18 protein-coding genes and 3 pseudogenes are annotated in these 17,142 nt (G+C 40.0%); 2 read left to right on the plus strand and 19 right to left on the minus strand.

Going from position 1 to position 17,142, the window contains the following annotated elements:
• Window position 1 precedes the first annotated feature (1 nt).
• The 8 genes from ACYQ2D_RS02325 to ACYQ2D_RS02360 all read right to left on the minus strand — a co-directional run bounded on the left by ACYQ2D_RS02325 (window position 2) and on the right by ACYQ2D_RS02360 (window position 5,664).
• Complete coding sequence (locus tag ACYQ2D_RS02325) at window positions 2-484, minus strand: gamma-glutamylcyclotransferase family protein (RefSeq protein WP_006426989.1); 483 nt, start codon at window positions 482-484, stop codon at window positions 2-4.
• Window positions 485-496: 12 nt separating this feature from the next.
• Window positions 497-1,453: an amidoligase family protein gene (locus ACYQ2D_RS02330; RefSeq protein WP_006426990.1), complete on the minus strand. Its 957-nt coding sequence runs from the start codon at window positions 1,451-1,453 to the stop codon at window positions 497-499.
• Window positions 1,454-1,455: 2 nt separating this feature from the next.
• Window positions 1,456-2,751 carry a DNA (cytosine-5-)-methyltransferase gene (dcm, locus tag ACYQ2D_RS02335; protein ID WP_055247004.1) on the minus strand — a complete coding sequence of 432 codons (1,296 nt, stop codon included), beginning with the start codon at window positions 2,749-2,751 and terminating at the stop codon, window positions 1,456-1,458.
• A gap of 70 nt (window positions 2,752-2,821) precedes the next feature.
• Window positions 2,822-3,373, minus strand: coding sequence for a hypothetical protein (locus tag ACYQ2D_RS02340; RefSeq protein WP_007884604.1), 552 nt, complete (start codon window positions 3,371-3,373; stop codon window positions 2,822-2,824).
• A gap of 154 nt (window positions 3,374-3,527) precedes the next feature.
• Entirely contained in the window at window positions 3,528-3,818 is a 291-nt protein-coding gene (locus tag ACYQ2D_RS02345) for a hypothetical protein (protein WP_006426993.1), read from the minus strand.
• Window positions 3,815-4,723 (minus strand): ParM/StbA family protein, encoded by a 909-nt coding sequence (locus tag ACYQ2D_RS02350; RefSeq protein WP_044912250.1) that lies wholly within the window; start codon window positions 4,721-4,723, stop codon window positions 3,815-3,817. The genes ACYQ2D_RS02345 and ACYQ2D_RS02350 overlap by 4 nt, the downstream gene beginning before the upstream one ends.
• Before the next feature lie 187 nt (window positions 4,724-4,910).
• Entirely contained in the window at window positions 4,911-5,243 is a 333-nt protein-coding gene (locus ACYQ2D_RS02355; RefSeq protein ID WP_005341391.1) for a DUF5720 family protein, read from the minus strand.
• A 40-nt stretch (window positions 5,244-5,283) separates the two neighbouring features.
• Window positions 5,284-5,664 (minus strand): hypothetical protein, encoded by a 381-nt coding sequence (locus ACYQ2D_RS02360; protein WP_226816172.1) that lies wholly within the window; start codon window positions 5,662-5,664, stop codon window positions 5,284-5,286.
• Window positions 5,665-5,805: 141 nt separating this feature from the next.
• Between ACYQ2D_RS02360 and ACYQ2D_RS02365 the strand changes: the two genes are divergently transcribed.
• Together ACYQ2D_RS02365 and ACYQ2D_RS02370 are read left to right on the plus strand one after the other, a co-directional pair.
• A complete protein-coding gene (locus tag ACYQ2D_RS02365; protein ID WP_005341369.1) occupies window positions 5,806-6,042 on the plus strand; it encodes a helix-turn-helix domain-containing protein in 237 nt (78 codons plus the stop codon).
• 438 nt (window positions 6,043-6,480) lie between these two features.
• Entirely contained in the window at window positions 6,481-7,689 is a 1,209-nt protein-coding gene (locus ACYQ2D_RS02370) for an IS110 family RNA-guided transposase (RefSeq protein ID WP_459784516.1), read from the plus strand.
• 286 nt (window positions 7,690-7,975) lie between these two features.
• Here ACYQ2D_RS02370 and ACYQ2D_RS02375 read toward each other — a convergent pair.
• From ACYQ2D_RS02375 to ACYQ2D_RS02425, 11 genes and pseudogenes are all read right to left on the minus strand, one after another.
• Window positions 7,976-8,227, minus strand: a pseudogene (locus ACYQ2D_RS02375) (flavodoxin); the annotation flags it as partial.
• A 126-nt stretch (window positions 8,228-8,353) separates the two neighbouring features.
• Window positions 8,354-9,232, minus strand: coding sequence for a LysR family transcriptional regulator (locus ACYQ2D_RS02380; protein WP_117456448.1), 879 nt, complete (start codon window positions 9,230-9,232; stop codon window positions 8,354-8,356).
• Window positions 9,223-9,381 carry an NADPH-dependent FMN reductase family protein gene (locus ACYQ2D_RS02385; protein WP_372554379.1) on the minus strand — a complete coding sequence of 53 codons (159 nt, stop codon included), beginning with the start codon at window positions 9,379-9,381 and terminating at the stop codon, window positions 9,223-9,225. Before ACYQ2D_RS02385 ends, ACYQ2D_RS02380 begins: the two co-directional genes overlap by 10 nt.
• A gap of 67 nt (window positions 9,382-9,448) precedes the next feature.
• Window positions 9,449-9,538 carry a cysteine-rich KTR domain-containing protein gene (locus ACYQ2D_RS02390; protein WP_372554378.1) on the minus strand — a complete coding sequence of 30 codons (90 nt, stop codon included), beginning with the start codon at window positions 9,536-9,538 and terminating at the stop codon, window positions 9,449-9,451.
• Window positions 9,539-9,553: 15 nt separating this feature from the next.
• Entirely contained in the window at window positions 9,554-10,456 is a 903-nt protein-coding gene (locus tag ACYQ2D_RS02395; protein ID WP_459784517.1) for an ABC transporter permease, read from the minus strand.
• Complete coding sequence (locus tag ACYQ2D_RS02400; protein ID WP_459784518.1) at window positions 10,456-11,367, minus strand: ABC transporter ATP-binding protein; 912 nt, start codon at window positions 11,365-11,367, stop codon at window positions 10,456-10,458. Before ACYQ2D_RS02400 ends, ACYQ2D_RS02395 begins: the two co-directional genes overlap by 1 nt.
• 201 nt (window positions 11,368-11,568) lie before the next feature.
• Window positions 11,569-12,336 (minus strand): zinc ribbon domain-containing protein, encoded by a 768-nt coding sequence (locus tag ACYQ2D_RS02405; protein WP_459784519.1) that lies wholly within the window; start codon window positions 12,334-12,336, stop codon window positions 11,569-11,571.
• Window positions 12,337-12,500: 164 nt separating this feature from the next.
• Window positions 12,501-12,710 carry an aspartate dehydrogenase gene (locus tag ACYQ2D_RS02410; RefSeq protein ID WP_459785297.1) on the minus strand — a complete coding sequence of 70 codons (210 nt, stop codon included), beginning with the start codon at window positions 12,708-12,710 and terminating at the stop codon, window positions 12,501-12,503.
• Window positions 12,711-13,340: 630 nt separating this feature from the next.
• Window positions 13,341-13,676: pseudogene (locus tag ACYQ2D_RS02415) on the minus strand (macro domain-containing protein); the annotation flags it as partial.
• Between the two features lie 95 nt (window positions 13,677-13,771).
• Window positions 13,772-13,840: pseudogene (locus tag ACYQ2D_RS02420) on the minus strand (histidine kinase dimerization/phospho-acceptor domain-containing protein); the annotation flags it as partial.
• Between the two features lie 141 nt (window positions 13,841-13,981).
• Window positions 13,982-16,963, minus strand: coding sequence for a hybrid sensor histidine kinase/response regulator (locus tag ACYQ2D_RS02425; protein ID WP_459784521.1), 2,982 nt, complete (start codon window positions 16,961-16,963; stop codon window positions 13,982-13,984).
• Between the last annotated feature and the right edge of the window lie 179 nt (window positions 16,964-17,142).

Here is a 17,142-nt window from a genome sequence, read left to right on the forward strand (position 1 = left end):
TTTATCTTGCATATCGATTTTTTTCTTTTTTTACTTCCTGTCTGGTACGTTTTACCGCTTCCATGACAGACTCCGTTGGAATCTGGTTATCCTTACATCCTTCCAGAATTCCATCCAGATAAAATTTCGATGGCTTTGCCGGAACATCTTTGTGCGGAGCGTTCATCATATATACAAACACTTCTTTCTCCACACCATCCTGATTTTTTACCCGAATCGATTCTTTCCCATAAAAACTTGGGAATCCTTCATAAAAATCCAGACTCTTCTCACACGCTTCTGTGATTTTCCATAAGACTCCTTCGACATAGCTTCCTTTTTCCGGCAGAACCGTTGCTACCCCATTGCCCGGAGCCCTTCCCCGAAATGCCAGCCGATAATTTTCAAGCCGGACGTTTTCCACAACTTCCGCAGCCGGACACCTGTACTTCATCTGCTCCAGATTCATGTTGCTGCCATAAGCGAAGTAATATCTATCTTTCATTTTTTCTCACCTCTATCTGACTCCTTCTGTCCTTTGATTTTTCTTCAGACACTCATACGTGCTTTTATCATATCTCCACGCAAGATCACCATCCAGATTTGCCAGCAGATGTTTTCGAACATTTTTATATTCGTCTCCAATTAACCCAAGTCTCAATAAAAATGTACGAAATGTAAATGCCGGGTTTTCTGATATCAGTGTCTTTTTCATCTGTGTCGATCTCTGATTGATTGCCTGTGCGGAAATGGCTAATGCCAGTGTAATATTTGCTCTCACCTTTCCTGCATGTAGTGTGCTTTCAAAACAACGCCATTCCAAAGTTCCCTTGGAAAACACAGCATGAAGATTCAGAGCATAATAACGGGTATGATCATAATGGGTATGACTTCCATCCCTGCCTCCATACCAGACATTTCTTACTCGGTCCATTGTGATTGATTTATTTGGTATTTTTCGGATTTTCTCCAATACCTCCGGTCGCACCCTCTGACAATAACTATTTGCTCTTCTCTCCTGCACTTTCAGTGCTTTGAACAGGATATCTTCCTTTGCATACATAATTGTCAGTGCATTTTTCAGACTCTGCGGTGTATGATTCGATGCATCTACATGAACATGCTGACCACAGGACTCATTTACAAAACCTCCATGCTGTCGCAGACATCGTACTACTTCCTGTAACTTTCCCATTTCATCATAGGATAATTTCGGTGATACCATTTCTGTTGAATATTCTCCACCTGCGTCTACAATTCGACCGTATACTTTCCGTTGTGTATAAATGCTCCCATCAGACATAAATTTCCACTTTTTTCCTTCCAGATCTATCACTGACCAGACTCCATAAGTAGTGCCGTCATAATATGCTTCTGTTCCAAACATTTCAGCAACAACTTCTGCAGCACGTTGTCTGGTAATCCCTGTCATTTCGATTTCTGTGCCAAAGTATTGGTCTTTTATTCCGATCATGCCTAATGGATTCCTTTCTCAGACACTTTCTGTGTGTTAAGTTCGGAGTCTGCCTTTTGTAACAATCTGCCAATTGCCTCGATAACATTGACAGTTACTCCGTTTCCAGCCTGTTTATAAAGCTGTGCGTCAGAAGTGCTGTCTATGATCTTATCAATCTGCCAGTCGTAATAACCCTGCAGTCGCAGACATTCCCTCGGAACTAACCTTCTTATTCTGCCGTGATACAAGATGCCATGACGATCGGTTGCAGTAATTGTAAACATCGGTTCTTCGGGTTCTTTCATACGTCTGCCGTTCTGACGAACATTCTCTTTTGCTGGTGTTAAGACTGCTCTTGCTCCATCCTCTGCTAATACACCAGAACATTCTCCTTTGTATTTGTGGACACCGCATTGTCTGGTATTCAGGCTTCTGCATTCTTCCGTTACCACCGGCGGAGGTGAAAGATCGACAAAGTGCAGCGTTCCCTGTTGAACACCTGTTGTCAGGGTATGTGCGATCTGGTGTCCGACTCTTCCTCTCCTGCTGTTGAGATTCGCATAACCCAGATCGATGCTGTCCCCTTCTCTTGCAAGTTTGTAGCCGAGCTTTGTATTCTCTTTGATTGGAACACCTACATCATATAATCCTGTCTTGCCGCCCATTCCACCTGCCTGTGATGTCAGGGTACAGCTTAGTCCTTTGGGACTGTAGACTCTTTTCCCCTGACTTCCTGCCCGGACTTGAACAAGAGCTGCTCCATTTGTTTCTGGTTCAGGTAATACTTTTCCGGCACATCGGAAATCAAAATATCCGACAATATACACCCGTTTTCTTGCTTGGGGGACTCCGAAATCCTTGCTGTTAAGCACTTTCCATTCGACATGGTACCCCAGTTCAGAAAGCGTACTGAGGATGGTGCAAAACGTCCGGCCTTTGTCATGCGATAACAAACCGGGAACATTTTCAAGGATAAAATACGAGGGTCTTTTAGCTTCAAGAATCCGGGCAATTTCAAAAAAGAGAGTTCCTCTTGCATCTGCAAATCCTTCTCGCTTTCCGGCGATAGAGAATGCCTGGCAAGGAAATCCTGCACAGAGTAAATCAAAATCTGGCATTCGTTCTGGTTCGATTGTTCTTGCGTCATTACAATACCACTCCCCTTCCGTATCAAACAGCAATCGGTAGTTCTTATCCGCATAAGTATCCACCTCGCAATGTCCGACACAGACAAAGTTTCCTGCCCGTCTTAAGCCTTCACGAAATCCCCCGATTCCGCTAAAGAGATCAAAAAATTGAATGGTTGCGGCTATCAACCTCCTTTTTGCTGATAAAAACAGGCGGCATGATCTCTCATACCGCCCTTCGTTATTCTGTATCAATTGGTTACCATTCTGTTGGTTCTTCTGCTTTGGATTCTTCCGGATCAGTCTCTCCTTCTGGTTCAGTTTCCTCTTCCGGTTCACTTTCCCCTTCTGGTTTGTTTTCCTCTTTCGGTTCACTTTCTCCATCCGGTTCGGCTTCCTCTTCTGGTTCACTTTCCCTTTCCGGCTCAGTTCTTTCTTCCGGTTGAGTTTCTTCTGTTCCCAATTCTCCAGTTGTCTGTTCGGATTCTTCAGGCTGCTCTTTGCTTTGCCATTCGACCTCTACCTTTTCCAGTGCTTCTTCTATAATCTGAATTAAGAAGTCTTTCTGTTTCATGTGTTTCTTTCCGATGACTACTTTTAATCTCTGGAATAATTCCTCTGATACCTGTACTGCTACTGTTCTTACTGCTCCCATGCTTATTTCTCCTTTTCCTTCCACTCTGTTGAAATGTTCTTCAATGACCTGTTGTAAAAATTTTTGTGTGCTGCTTTCTGTGAGTTCAATCTCTTCTCTTACTTTCTCATGTAAGTCCATCGGGATCTTTCCGCAGATATTTTTCATCTCTGCCATAACCTTTCTCCTTTCACTTTTGCTACACACAACATACTCCAAAGCCGCATGGAAAGCTATTCACAATACCCACCAAAGATATCGATGCATTTCTTGCCTTACCCCTAGCAGATCCAACAATGTATGTATCGTGCAATCATAGGCCTCACCCCCTTTACAAATTTTCCATTTGAGATAGAAAATCCATCATCTGATCTGGTATTTCTTCCGATGATGGTTTCGTTTTCAATTGTTCCGTAGTGCCACATATTCCTAATTCCCGAACACTTTCTTTTATCGTCTTTTGAATGACTTCTTCCATCCATTTCCGATCCTCTTTTTCCAGAATTGCCTGAACCAGATACTGGCTTTTCTGCCCTTCTGGAACACTTTGAAATTTCTCCCATGCCCTCTGGTGTTCTGGATTTTTCAGGTTCGGGCGGAACGAATATACCGGGCGTGTCATCTCGTCCACATCTGCTCTACAATCCGTTCATACCCTGTTGCGTTGGCATGGACGTCCTCTATAAAAACGGGGCGGCAAATCGCGTCCTGTGCGGTCACGTGGCGTTTTAAAATTGCGGAGCCTCCCCCCATAAATACGGTGGGTACTGCCCGGAGATCAAACCCGGATTCTGTCACCGCAGACAGTATTCTTTCTATATATTTCCGTCCGTTTTCCTGTATGATCCGTCTGGCCTCCTCTGCCATACTGCAAGATTCCCTCCGAAGCACACGCTCAATTTGAGTTTCTGTCACAGACAGTCCGGTATTTCTACGCACTTGTTCTGCTGTCTCATCAATACATCGGATTACTCCAAGTTCCAGACTTCTGCACGTTGCTGCATTCGGAACAGCATTGTCCAGCCTCATAAGGTCAACGGTCCAGCCACCAATATCAACAAGCAGAACAGACGGTTCATTCTTCAGATACTCTGGATGCAGAGCAAGCGCAGAGTATCCCTGTGGGAACAGTTTCACATCTTTTATTGTTATCTCATATAACTCACTTTCATATAAAAATCGCACTGGCTGCTCTTTCCGCAACAGATACTCCCTGAATCCCTGTTTCTCTCTTCCAAAACTTGAAAGCGGAAGTCCAACAGCCAGAATTACCTCTGTCTTTCGTTCCGCTTTCCGATGCTTGATTTCTTCTGCAATGGCTGCCAACGTCAGCAGATAATAATTATCATTGGACGTTTTATTTTTTACCAGCGTCTGTCTTCCCGTACCGCAGACATAATACTTTCCTTGATATTGCAGAACATTCTGCATGGTATACGGCTCGTAATCATACCCAATAATTCCACTTGGGAAAGACACTTGTCTTGTTTTAATGGCATAATAGCCATGATCAATTCCTATGATTATCGCAATCACATCCTTTCATTTTTTCTGTTTAACGTAAGGTCAAAAATGTTGTCACTGCTGCAACGGATCGTTGCAAAAGTGCCATTCGTGAACACTTTTCTATGTTCCAGCGTCCCAAAACCTGCGGAAAATCTGGCTTTTTTATACCACTATCGCCAGAGGAACACTACTGTTCCTTCCCAGCCGGTTATAAAAGATCCCTCTCCCGGCGGCGGTCCAGCCTGTCCGGGGGAGGGATATATCGCAAGTTTCCTTTTTGAACAATTGCCTGTCTTTTTATTTTTATGAGATGTTTTTCCTGCTTTTGTAAAATGGGAAGATACTCCGGTTCTGTCAAAAACTTCCGTATATAATTGCCCTTTTTTCCCAGCTTGTTATCATTTTTCAGCAGTTCTATTTCTACCATGTAATGGGTATCTGGATGAAATCTCTTCTCACACAAAATGCTGTCCCCTTTTATATAATCAGATTTAGCCGATTCTCTTGCTGCCGCCAAGAGTTCATAAATACTTACTTCCACCTCTTATCACCTCCCAAAAGACCAGAAAAAAGCAGACCTCTTAATCGAAGTCTGCTCCTGTCGGATATGGTAATCCTCTTTCTTCATATTTTTTATCGATATAATTTCGAATCCATTCCCTGTATTCTTCCGTTAATGCCAGTTCCTGAAATTCTAACAACCACTTTTCCCCTTTTGCTTCGTCATCAAGCCATCGATCTTCTATGCACTCCGGCTCATCTAACATTTTCATCATCGCTTCAAATGGCTCTTTTACATCATCACCAAATTCTTTCCATAAGGCGATTCCATAGTTCTCCAGTTCAAAAAATTCTGTCAGATATGTCAATCGTTCCATATCCCCCAATGTCATTCTTTTTTCATCTGACAATAATGCTCGATCTCTTTTGCCACATAGATTTAAAAATTTTCTCTTTTCCATCTCCACATCCATTATACTTTTACCTCTTCCTGTTAAAAATAATTCCTTATTACGAAACATTATAAAATTTAAATTCTTTAGAATCAATATATATGTTTCTGTATTACGAAACTTTTTATTTTATAAGGGGAGTTCATCATTATGCAAAAGATTAGACCAGATATGGATATTGGTAAAAATATCCAAGCAATTCGATATAAAAACAATATGACTCAAGACCAAGTAGTTGCAAAATTAAATCTTATGGGTATCTCCATCACCAAAAGTACCTATGCCAAACTGGAAACAAATCGCATGAACATTAAGGCATCTGAATTAGTTGCACTTGCAAAACTCTTTCATACCGATATCAATGCTTTCTTTTCCGGCTTGCTATAGTTCGACATTCCCCGACTCCCTGTGTATATAATAGCATATTAAAAATAAGAACCAGTCTATATTCTTATCGGATATAAACCAGTTCTTTTTTCTTATCAAATAATATAAAAGTGACAGGGAATTCAGATTCTTATCTTCTGTCACTCATGTAATTATTATTCTACTACAATATATTTATGGTTAATCCCCTTACATCCAGTAAGGAATTATCCATCTTGTTGCTTAAGCTGTTAGAATGTAGGTAGCAATTGGATATCGTCCTTATTCTTGGACCTTGCGTCCGTAAAATAGACTGATAACCAGCTCCTCATTCGCAGCGTTCGTTTTATGCAGGTTGAATCGCCATAGGCGCATTCGTGTCACACCACAGTAGATTGAATAGGCAATGAGTAAAACTGGTATTTATCCATTGCAATAATCTTAAGGAGTGACAAATTTATGAACGCAGTAGGTATCGATGTTTCAAAAGGTAAGAGTATGGTTGCTATCATGCGACCTTTCGGTGAAATTGTTTCCACACCTTTCGAAATCAAACACACAGCCAGTGATATCCATTCACTTGTAGAACTCATCAACTCTGTTGAAGGTGAATCCCGAATCGTTATGGAGCACACAGGACGTTATTATGAAGTCCTCGCACATCAGCTTTCAGAGGCAAATCTTTTCGTCAGTGCCATTAACCCAAAACTTATCAAAGACTTTGATAATGATTCTCTTCGTAAAGTGAAATCTGATAAAGCGGATGCTGTTAAGATTGCCCGATATGCTCTTGACAAATGGCAAAATCTTAAACAGTATAATGTTATGGATGAATTACGCAATCAGCTCAAAACCATGAACCGTCAGTTCTGCTTTTACATGAAGCACAAGACGGCTATGAAAAATAATCTTATCGGCATCCTTGACCAAACCTATCCTGGTGTGAATACTTACTTTGACAGTCCTGCACGCAGTGACGGCAGCCAGAAATGGGTTGATTTTGCATCTACATACTGGCATGTGGACTGTGTCCGTAAAATGTCTCTGAATGCCTTTATCGACCATTATCAAAACTGGTGCAAACGTAAGAAGTACAACTTCAGCCAATCCAAAGCTGAGGAAATCTATGGAAAAGCAAAGGAACTTGTTCCTGTACTTCCAAAGGATGCCATTACAAAGCTTATAATTAAGCAGGCTGTGGACCAGCTTAACAGTGCCTCTACAACTGTTGAGTCACTACGCACTCTTATGAATGAAACTGCATCCAAACTCCCTGAATATCCTGTCGTTATGGCTATGAAAGGTGTTGGAACTTCACTCGGATCTCAGTTGATGGCTGAGATCGGAGATGTTTCCCGTTTCACTCACAAAAGTGCTATTACTGCATTTGCCGGTGTAGATCCCGGTGTTAATGAATCTGGAAGTTATGAACAAAAAAGTGTTCCAACCTCAAAACGAGGTTCCTCTGATCTTAGAAAGACTTTATTTCAGGTAATGGATGTCCTAATTAAAACACATCCTCAAGATGATCCTGTTTATCAGTTCTTAGACAAGAAACGTGCTCAAGGCAAGCCTTACTATGTCTATATGACTGCAGGTGCCAACAAGTTTCTAAGAATCTACTACGGACGAGTGAAAGAATATCTTTCATCTCTTCCTGAATCTTAATTATCCACTAATATTTTCAGACCAGCACTGGTGTGGTGGTCTTATTTTGATACCAAATTTTCAACCTGTATAAAATTTTCAATGTTCTTCAATTTAGCCTTGACTTTTTATTTGCAGGCTATTTTAAATTTAATGAATTTACCCATTCTTGAATTTCTTTTTCAATGTTATTTTCTATATAAACGTCATACACATTTTTCCACATTATCTGTGTATACTGTTATTTTCAACCCCATAATTATAACTTGGTACACGCTATACACTACTATAAACTGTACTCCATTTTAGGGAATCCCAGAAGGATCTCGTCATAAGAACTCATATCCATCTCTTTTTTCATAATCGCCGGTCTATATTTTTTATCACTCATTTCCACACTGCTTCTGGATTTTTTATTCATCCAGTCAAGATCAGGCTTTGTATATGGAACTTTCGGCTCAATCTCAAACAAATCCGCTTTTACTTCCTCTGCGATCATCTCTGCTACTTTTTTTGTTGTTCCGCTTGCACTGAAAAATGCCACTAATTTTTTACTCATAATAAAAAGCCCCTTTCTATACGTATTTTTCACAAAAAAATAGATGTATAAGATTTACATTCATCTTACACATCTATTTTAAGCTCTATCGCTTCATTATGTCTAATGCTTATATTGAATTTTGTTTTATGCCTGAAAAGCATTAATCTCCTCAATCATTTTACGGACTGCCAAAGAATATGGGATATTCCGTCGCCAGGCAATCACCGTACTGGTCGTGATTTCAGGAGAAATTCTTCGCTGTACAAGAATATCCTCTCGCCAATACTTTGCAGCACCCTCAATTGAAATTGGATACCCCAGTCCATTTGCCGCCATAACTCCGGCATTCGTTCCAAGATTACTCGTAAAAGCAATCTGTAATTTTGAAAAGTCTTTCCCAAACCAGTTGGCAAGTTCACTTTGAACGTTCATTCTTTCTGGCAGGATCAAGGGCTTTCCAATAAGATCTTCTTTTTTTATAAACTCTTTTTCTGCCAGCGGATCATCCGGCCGCATTCCGACACACCAGTGATCGCAATCTGTGATCCGGATATAATCCAGCCCTTCGGTGTCCACCGGCTCCATGAATAATGCAATATCTACAAGTCCTTTGTTCATCATCTCATACACTACATCTGCTGTTGCAGTATGCAATACAATCTGAACCAGCGGATATTTTTCTTTATACGTTTTACATATCTTCGCCAATGTCTCCACTGCCGCAAATTCACCGCATCCAATGGTTATCGTGCCCTCTACAACCTCTTCTTTTCCTTTCAGTTCCTCCAGCGTCCTTTCCTCAAGATTAAGGATCTCCAAGGCACGCCTTTTTAATAAAATTCCTTCATCAGTGAGCGATATTTTCTTCCCGTTTCGAATAAATAATATTATTCCCAGGTCCTCTTCAAATGCCGCCATTTGTCTGGAAAGCGTTGGCTGGGTAATATGCAATTGTTCTGCTGCTTTTGTAAAGCTCTGTTCTTTTGCTACTGTTAAAAAATAACGTAATAATCTTAATTCCATATCTTTATATTCCTGCACTTTTTTGTCGTATTCATTCTATTCAGAATATAACGACGTACTTTATGTACCGGAAGATTCAATCCCTTTCCCAGTAATTTTGCATACTCTGCTGTACTTCCGGTATTTGATGTATATATGATTGCTTTCATTCTTATTTGACCTCCATAATATAAACGACACAGTGCAAAACTGTAATATTACAATCTGCACTGTGTCTTAGCGTCTGGCTTCCTTTACTATAAATTTTTCTGCATTAATCAGGCTTTCTTCTTTGCATTTTGGACAAAACAAAGGAATTTCACTCACTGAAAATAATATTTCCTATCGTCTGCCTTCACCTTCTGGCAGCAATGTAACAAAATAATAAATAATTCCAAATACAGCTATACTTCCCATCATAATGCCAATCATCTGATTTACACTTACCACATTTCCATGAAATACCGGATTGCAATCAAGAGTGTCTCTTATCGCTTCAACCATTTCATCCGGATAATGTTTTCTCTCCATCTCCCTGAACACTCCGTGAAGCATATGATTCTTAATCAATGAAGTGGCATATGTGCTCGGAAGATAAGACAGTGCCTTCTGAAGACCTGAACCAAAATTTGAAATTGGCATATAAGCTCCACATATAAAACCATAACCTGCGCTGACAATTGTACCCACAGCCGAAAGCTGTCCCTGTGTTGTCAATGGAAAGCTAATGATACTTGAAAGCGTACTTCCAAACAGGACGAGCAATATCATATCAAATAAAACCCATATTACGTCTGCTGCATTCATATACCATCCCATTTTAAATAAATATCCCAGGCATAATACAAACGCAAGTCCATTGACCATCAAAGAATTAGCAACTGTTGAAAGGAAATATCCCAAATAAATTTTTTCCCTGCTGACCGGTGAAACATTAAAATCCTTCCTTGTTCCATTTGCCTTGTCCTGCACCATAGTCAGATTTACACAAAATGTTACAGTAATACAGCTTACTGCCATAAGTGATGCTGTCAGCTGTGCCGCCACGGTTCCATTGATGAGCTTATCCGAAATCGTGATCATATCCGGAATCGCCGCTGTAAAAGAATCTCTGAAAACCTTTGCAAGAAACGTAGCGTACAGAACAATCAGAATGACGGGTGTGATCATTGACGTAAACAGCATACCTTTATCTTTAAAAAACAGTTTCCTGTTCCTGTTCATTAATGCCAATACTGTTCTCATCAATGCTCACCTCCAAGCCTTTTTCCTGTGACTGCAAGAAATACATCATCCATACCGCCTTTTACTACTTCATAATCCGTGAATAGGTCCTGATGCTCTACAATAAGCTTCATTGCTTCCTTCGTATTTCTTACTTTTATCTGATATCCATCACGTATTTTTTTATATTCTCTGTTCAATGACTTTATTTCATCTTCGGAAACACCATAAACAGATACGATATCCTGTACATAATCATTTTTAAGTTCAAACGGTGTACCTTCCGCTGCAATACTTCCTTTGTCAAGAATTACAACATACCCGGCATTAGCAGCCTCTTCCATATAATGTGTAGTCAGAAATACTGTCATATTTTCTGTTTTCTGAAGCTTCTCGATAACATTCCAGATTAACTGCCTTGTCTGCGGATCAAGCCCTGTAGTAGGCTCGTCAAGAATCAAAATCTCCGGTCTGTGCAATAATGCACGGGCAATATCAATTCTTCTTCTCTGACCTCCTGACAGCTTACCTACAGGTCTGTTTAAAAACTCGTCAAAATCCAGAATCTCGACCAGCTCCTGTAATCTCTTATCAAAGGCATTTCCTGTAATGCCGTATAAAGCAGCTCTGCTCTTTAGGTTTTCTTTCACCGTAAGCGGTTTATCAAGTACGCTATCCTGAAATACAACACCAATCATCCTTTTTGTCTGTGCACCGGCTTTGTCAGTTTCTATTCCGTTTATCTGAACAGTTCCACTGTCTTTTTTCAGCAATCCACAGAGAATAGAAATGGTTGTACTTTTCCCTGCACCGTTTACTCCAAGAAACGCAAACAATTCTCCTTTTTTCACACGAAAGCTCAGATCATTTACTGCCTTTACTTCGCCAAAGCTTTTATTCAGATGGCTGATTTTAATTATATCTGATTCCATATTTTCTCCTTTTGTTTGAACACTTCATCTATTTTTACCTTCATATCTGCCATAAGTTATCGATCTTCAAATCATGATAAAACCGCATTCATATAGCTTATTAGGATATGACACGGAGCAAAGATAGCCGCAAAAATCACTCCCCAGTAGTTTAAGTATTTATTCATAATACACTACTCAAGACTTTTCTTTTTGCTTATATTATCTCTTTTTATAAATCAACAACTCTGGATTTTCACCATCCTTCTCATATGTACATACCAGAATAAAATCCATACCTGCCAGAATACCGAAGCACCTGTCTCCTCCAAATTCAGACTCCAGTTGGTTCCCCAGATAGGTTTTCTGATCATCAAGGAATTTCACTTTTTGACCATTAGGCAGAGTATAATCCAGATTCACATATTTCCCCACAAGTGCATTTAGTTTGTCTACCCTTGGAAGTCCGTCTATATGCAGATCATTAATTTCATTTATCAATTGCTTTTTAAACTCTTCAAACTGCCCATTGTCACTAAGCTCATCATATCTTTTCCAGTAATCTAACTTTGGAAGCATTTCTTTCAGATAAGTGCGTGCCTGTTCTTCGGTAAAGCTTTCATTTACCATATTCTTTACACATACATCAATCAATTCATCCATATCGTTATATGTGTACGTTCCATCTGCATAGCACCATTTACAATACTCCTCATTTAATGTGCCATCCTTATCACGTCCCAATATGGAATCATCATCAATTGGCATCCCGCAACACTGGCAAATCAGCTTTCTGGGTTCTCCCAAAAGCGTATTGATTGAAACATCAAATTCTTTCGATAAGAGCTTGAGGGTATCAGTATTTGGAACTGTATCTCCATTTTCCCAACGTGATACTGCCTGCCTTGTGACCATGATTTTATCTGCCAGTTCGTCTTGTGACATTCCTCTTTCAGTACGAAGTTTCAAAATAATATTTTTTGTTTCCATCGTCGTCACCTCCATAACCATATCATACAGATAAATTCATGTTCTGAAAAGCAACCTGCTGTTGACATACCCTGTCTATATGATTTGATTATCACTCTTTGGTCATGACTTTCTTGCACCAGGTTCTTGTCTTACAATGAGGATATTTTAATCAAATACATTGTTTAATATTCCTTTTCTATCTCGCCATCTATTCCATACATTTTCTTGAGTGCATCAAGGTCTGCCTGGTTCTTAATCAGCATAATCTCCTCTATTTTACCTGTATAAATATCTTTAAACCCAGCTACCTGCTCGCCATTACATATGCTCGCTTTGATTACTGGTTTCTTATTTTCTTTATCATATATTGCCTTTTGTACAATCAAATCCACCTTACTGTTTGGGCTGAATGCCCAGTCTGCTCTGGCAAGTAAGTCTTTTGACTGTTCCAGATCAAGCTGAAGTGCAATACAGAGTGCCATTACCGTCTTTTTCTTTGGATGATAGTTCTGGTCACACTGAATCTTTGAAAAATGTTTTCTATCAAGATTTGCCCGTTTCCACACATCCTTATTATCAAGATGTGCTTCGTCGATCAGCTCAAATAATTTATCATGAAAGGAAGCTCCTATATTTGCCAGCTGGTCTTCTAATGATATACTTTCTAACGGCATGAGCAACTCTGTCATGCCCGTATCTGTCATTTTCTCAAGTGGATAGTTGTCTTCTTCTCTTTGAAGCATTTCCTCATTGAAATCTTCTTCTGCCAATTCTTTTATACGAGTACTTCTTCTGCTCCTTATCGGATACTCTTTTCTATGGATTTCTCTGACGTAATTTGCATCTATATAAGAATCAATATTCCCAACAATCTGACCAGAAAGTTGAAAAGATCTTTTATCAAATACTACCAGTATGATTTCTATCTCATTTTCGGTAAGACACTGGCTGAATACTGACACAGCAATCTGTAATGCCTTATCCTTCGGAAATCCATATGCTCCTGTCGAAATCAGTGGAAATGCTATACTCTCACACTCAAGTTCCAATGCTTTTTGTAATGATTTTCGATAACAATTCTCAAGGATTTCAAATTCATGATGCTTTCCATCTGTCCATACCGGTCCTACTGTATGAATAATATATTTTGCCTTTAAGTTATATGCACCGGTAACAGCAATATCACCCCTTGCAATTTTGCCGATACCTGCTCTTTCTACGAGAAGTTTTTCTTTTCCTGCTGCTTCATATATTGCTAAGTCCGTGCCACTTGCACATATCGGATTTGGATTAGCAGTATTTACAATCACATCTGCTTTTACTTTTGTTATATCGTTGCGGACTATCTTAAATGGCATTGTAGCACCTCCCTAATTTATAACAGTTTCCCGGATTATTCGATTCTCTTCTGATAATCAAGCTGCTTCGGTTCTATCAGTTGTGCTTTCATCAGCTAATTATATCCCAGTATCACATTCATTGGCGTACGGATATCATGGGACATATTATTCAGAAATTCTGTTTTGGCTTTTCATCTTCTAAAAATAATGTTGCTTATCGTGTGCCTTCACCTTCTGTCAACAATGTAAGAAAATAATAAATAATTCCAAATACAGCTATACTTCCAATCATAATACCAATCATCTGATTTACACTTACTTCTTTATTTGCGTGATTTTTCTGATACTCCGGGCACCTGATTCAGATTCTTCTGTAATGTACGGAGTAACTCTTCTATAACAATTGGTTTGGATAAGAAGCCATCCATACCACATTCCATTGCCTTCTTTTTGTCTTCGTCAAAAGCATTTGCGGTCATAGCAAGGATGGTAATTTCCGCCAGTTTCGGATCATCCAGAGCACGGATTTGCTTAGTGGCCTCATATCCATTCATTACAGGCATCTGCACATCCATCAACACCAGATCATAATTACCTGGCGTCGAATTCTTAACTTTCTCCACTGCCTCAGCTCCATTTTCGGCAGTTTCAACCAGAAAACCATACTCATTAAGGATCTCCACCGCAATTTCGCTGTTTAATTCATTATCCTCCACAAGCAGTATACATCTGCCTCTGAAATCCGAACTTGCTTCAGGAAAAATAGTATCCTCCTGCTCAACCTGCTTCTGACCGATAGCAGTCATCAAGGTATCTCTGATATCTGACATGAACATTGGTTTCGCGCAGAAAGCAGTTACCCCAGCCGCTCTGGCCTCTTCTTCGATATCGGTCCAGTCATAAGCCGTCAGAATAATAATCGGTGTATCATCACCAAGACTACGGATCTGGCGTGTAACTTCAATGCCATTCATATCTGGCAGACGCCAGTCGATGATATAAGCATGGAATGCATCCCCAAGTTCCATAGACTGCCGTGCACGGAGAATAGCCTCCTTACCAGAAAGTGTCCATTCCGAACGCATTCCAACCCTCACAAGCATTTTTGTCACACTGTCACAGGTATTAAAATCATCATCTACAACCAGTGCCTTAAGACCCTCCAACTCAGCGATCTTCTCTATGTGTTTGTGCTCAGACTGAATCCGAAATGGCAGACGAACAATAAATTCCGTACCTTTGCCCTGCTCTGTCCTGACCTCAATTGTTCCACCCATCATATCCACAATATTCTTGGTAATAGCCATGCCAAGCCCTGTACCCTGGGTTCTGCTGACTGTGGAAGTCCTCTCCCTCTCAAAAGGGGAAAAAATCTTCTGTACAAATTCCGAACTCATGCCGATTCCGTTATCTTTTACCCGGATCTCGTACAGTTCCCTGCCTTTTACTGTCCCTGGGTACTGTTTGAGCCGAACAGAAACTGTTCCTCCTGCCGGTGTAAACTTAACCGCATTGGACAAAAGATTCAGCAACACCTGGTTGAGTCGTGTCTTATCACAATAAACATCCTCATTTGTAACATCCATTGCATCCATATAAAGCTCCAGCTGCTTTGCATGAATTTGTCCGCTAATAATTGTCTTCAGATCATGAAGCACATCCGACAGACTGACCTCTGTCTCTTCCAGATGGATCTTTCCACTCTCAATACGGCTCATATCCAATATATCATTGATCAATGAGAGTAGATGATTACTGGAAGAAAGGATCTTACCCAGATAATCCCGGACTCTTTTTTTATCATCAATATTACTTACAGCCAGTGTGGTAAAGCCGATAATCGCATTCATTGGTGTCCGGATATCATGAGACATATTGGAAAGGAACGTACTCTTTGCCCTGTTTGCCATCTCCGCCGCACGTACTGCCTCAGAAAGTGCCTGATTCATTTTCCAGTCAGAGGTACGATCCGACATAACCAGGATATATTTCTTTTTTCCGTTTACCTCGCTTCCCATTGCAATATTATGGAACCAGCGTTTTTCCCCTGTCTTCAGATGAACATATTCAAGATCCCACTCCCTCTGTTCATGAACCTGGATTTTTTCCAGATGATTTTTCTCCGAATCTTCAGATTTCTCCAAATGCAGTCTTTCCAGAACACAAATGTCTTTGCGGATCTGTTCTACTGTAATACCCAACAGCTTTTCCACATTCGGACTGACGTAATCTGCCTGATATGTTTTTGCATCCAGCATCAGGAAAACATCATCCACATTCATTGAAAGCTTTTGGAACAACTCATCCCTATACAAGATCTCTGTATCTTTTTCCCTGAGATTTGTTCTACCTTTTTGAATAATCAGACCGACAAGAAATGCTGCAATACAGAATACAACCACACTAACAAGAAGTATCGTACTACGCTGCAGACTGTTCATACTGGCATTGACGATATCCGCCTGAACAAGTCCCAGAAATATCCAGTCCTGAATATCCGATTTTTCATAGACCAGATAATAGTTTCTTCCATCCAGATTTACCATCATCGCATCGGTACATCCTGCTTTAAACTTCTCCGAAAGTTCATTGATTTCTTTTTCGGACATATCTGAATGTTCTCTCAAAATACCAAAGAAATTATACACGTTCCCCCATGACTCAGAAGAATGATCGACCACAACACGACCATCCGGATGAACAATATAACTCTGGGCATTTCCATTGAAAGCAGAAATATCCAGCACATCTACGATATCAGAGTTTTCATAAGCAATGGCAATCGCATCATATTCAAATCCCTGATAGTTTCCATGAGCCTTGGGAGTGGCAAAAACAAGCAGCTGAGATTTTCCTGGGACTGCTGCATTTGTTATCACATCATTTCCCTGCCGGATGTCTTCTTCAATATCTTCCTGTAATCCAAGATACCCTGTTTCCCCTGTTACCATCTTGTAATTCCCACCTGTTGATAGAAAATAGAATTCTAAAAAACCTGCATCTTCCTGTGCTTTCTCTATATAATCACAAATTTCATCTTCACTGGAGGTATTCTGAAGATTCTCACCCCACATATGGAGATAGGTCAGATTTTTATTTATCAGTTCCCTCAACATATTATCAGACTGATGAAAGACCTCCGTCAGATGAGAAACACTTTCCTCATAAACAGTTGCGGACACAAACTTGAAATATTGGAAAACAGCCGAGATGATTCCTATAAAGAGAACAATAAAGACAGCTATCTTTAACCGTTTTTTTATAACACGTTTCTCTCTTTTTGTATTACGATTCTTAACTTTCATTTTTATATCCATTCCTTTTTATATCCATTCCTTTTTATATCCATTCCTTTCGCTTAGGCACAAAATGTTATAAAAATGTTTTCCTGAGCCTGATTTTTCTTTATAACTCTCTGAACTTCACGATTCTGAAGGGAGCCCCTTCTTATGAGAGCCACCATGAGATGGCTTGTGTGTTGTGC

The sequence above is a fragment of the Blautia stercoris genome (assembly GCF_054657695.1).

Bases quoted from the DNA above. Each gene is read 5' to 3' on its own strand.
- ACYQ2D_RS02325 (WP_006426989.1), bottom strand. From the start codon at position 484: ATGAAAGATAGATATTACTTCGCTTATGGCAGCAACATGAATCTGGAG.
- ACYQ2D_RS02330 (WP_006426990.1), bottom strand. From the start codon at position 1,453: ATGATCGGAATAAAAGACCAATACTTTGGCACAGAAATCGAAATGACA.
- ACYQ2D_RS02340 (WP_007884604.1), bottom strand. From the start codon at position 3,373: ATGGCAGAGATGAAAAATATCTGCGGAAAGATCCCGATGGACTTACAT.
- ACYQ2D_RS02345 (WP_006426993.1), bottom strand. From the start codon at position 3,818: ATGACACGCCCGGTATATTCGTTCCGCCCGAACCTGAAAAATCCAGAA.
- ACYQ2D_RS02360 (WP_226816172.1), bottom strand. From the start codon at position 5,664: ATGGAAAAGAGAAAATTTTTAAATCTATGTGGCAAAAGAGATCGAGCA.
- ACYQ2D_RS02365 (WP_005341369.1), top strand. From the start codon at position 5,806: ATGCAAAAGATTAGACCAGATATGGATATTGGTAAAAATATCCAAGCA.
- ACYQ2D_RS02370 (WP_459784516.1), top strand. From the start codon at position 6,481: ATGAACGCAGTAGGTATCGATGTTTCAAAAGGTAAGAGTATGGTTGCT.
- ACYQ2D_RS02380 (WP_117456448.1), bottom strand. From the start codon at position 9,232: ATGGAATTAAGATTATTACGTTATTTTTTAACAGTAGCAAAAGAACAG.
- ACYQ2D_RS02385 (WP_372554379.1), bottom strand. From the start codon at position 9,381: ATGAAAGCAATCATATATACATCAAATACCGGAAGTACAGCAGAGTAT.
- ACYQ2D_RS02395 (WP_459784517.1), bottom strand. From the start codon at position 10,456: ATGAGAACAGTATTGGCATTAATGAACAGGAACAGGAAACTGTTTTTT.
- ACYQ2D_RS02400 (WP_459784518.1), bottom strand. From the start codon at position 11,367: ATGGAATCAGATATAATTAAAATCAGCCATCTGAATAAAAGCTTTGGC.
- ACYQ2D_RS02405 (WP_459784519.1), bottom strand. From the start codon at position 12,336: ATGGAAACAAAAAATATTATTTTGAAACTTCGTACTGAAAGAGGAATG.
- ACYQ2D_RS02425 (WP_459784521.1), bottom strand. From the start codon at position 16,963: ATGAAAGTTAAGAATCGTAATACAAAAAGAGAGAAACGTGTTATAAAA.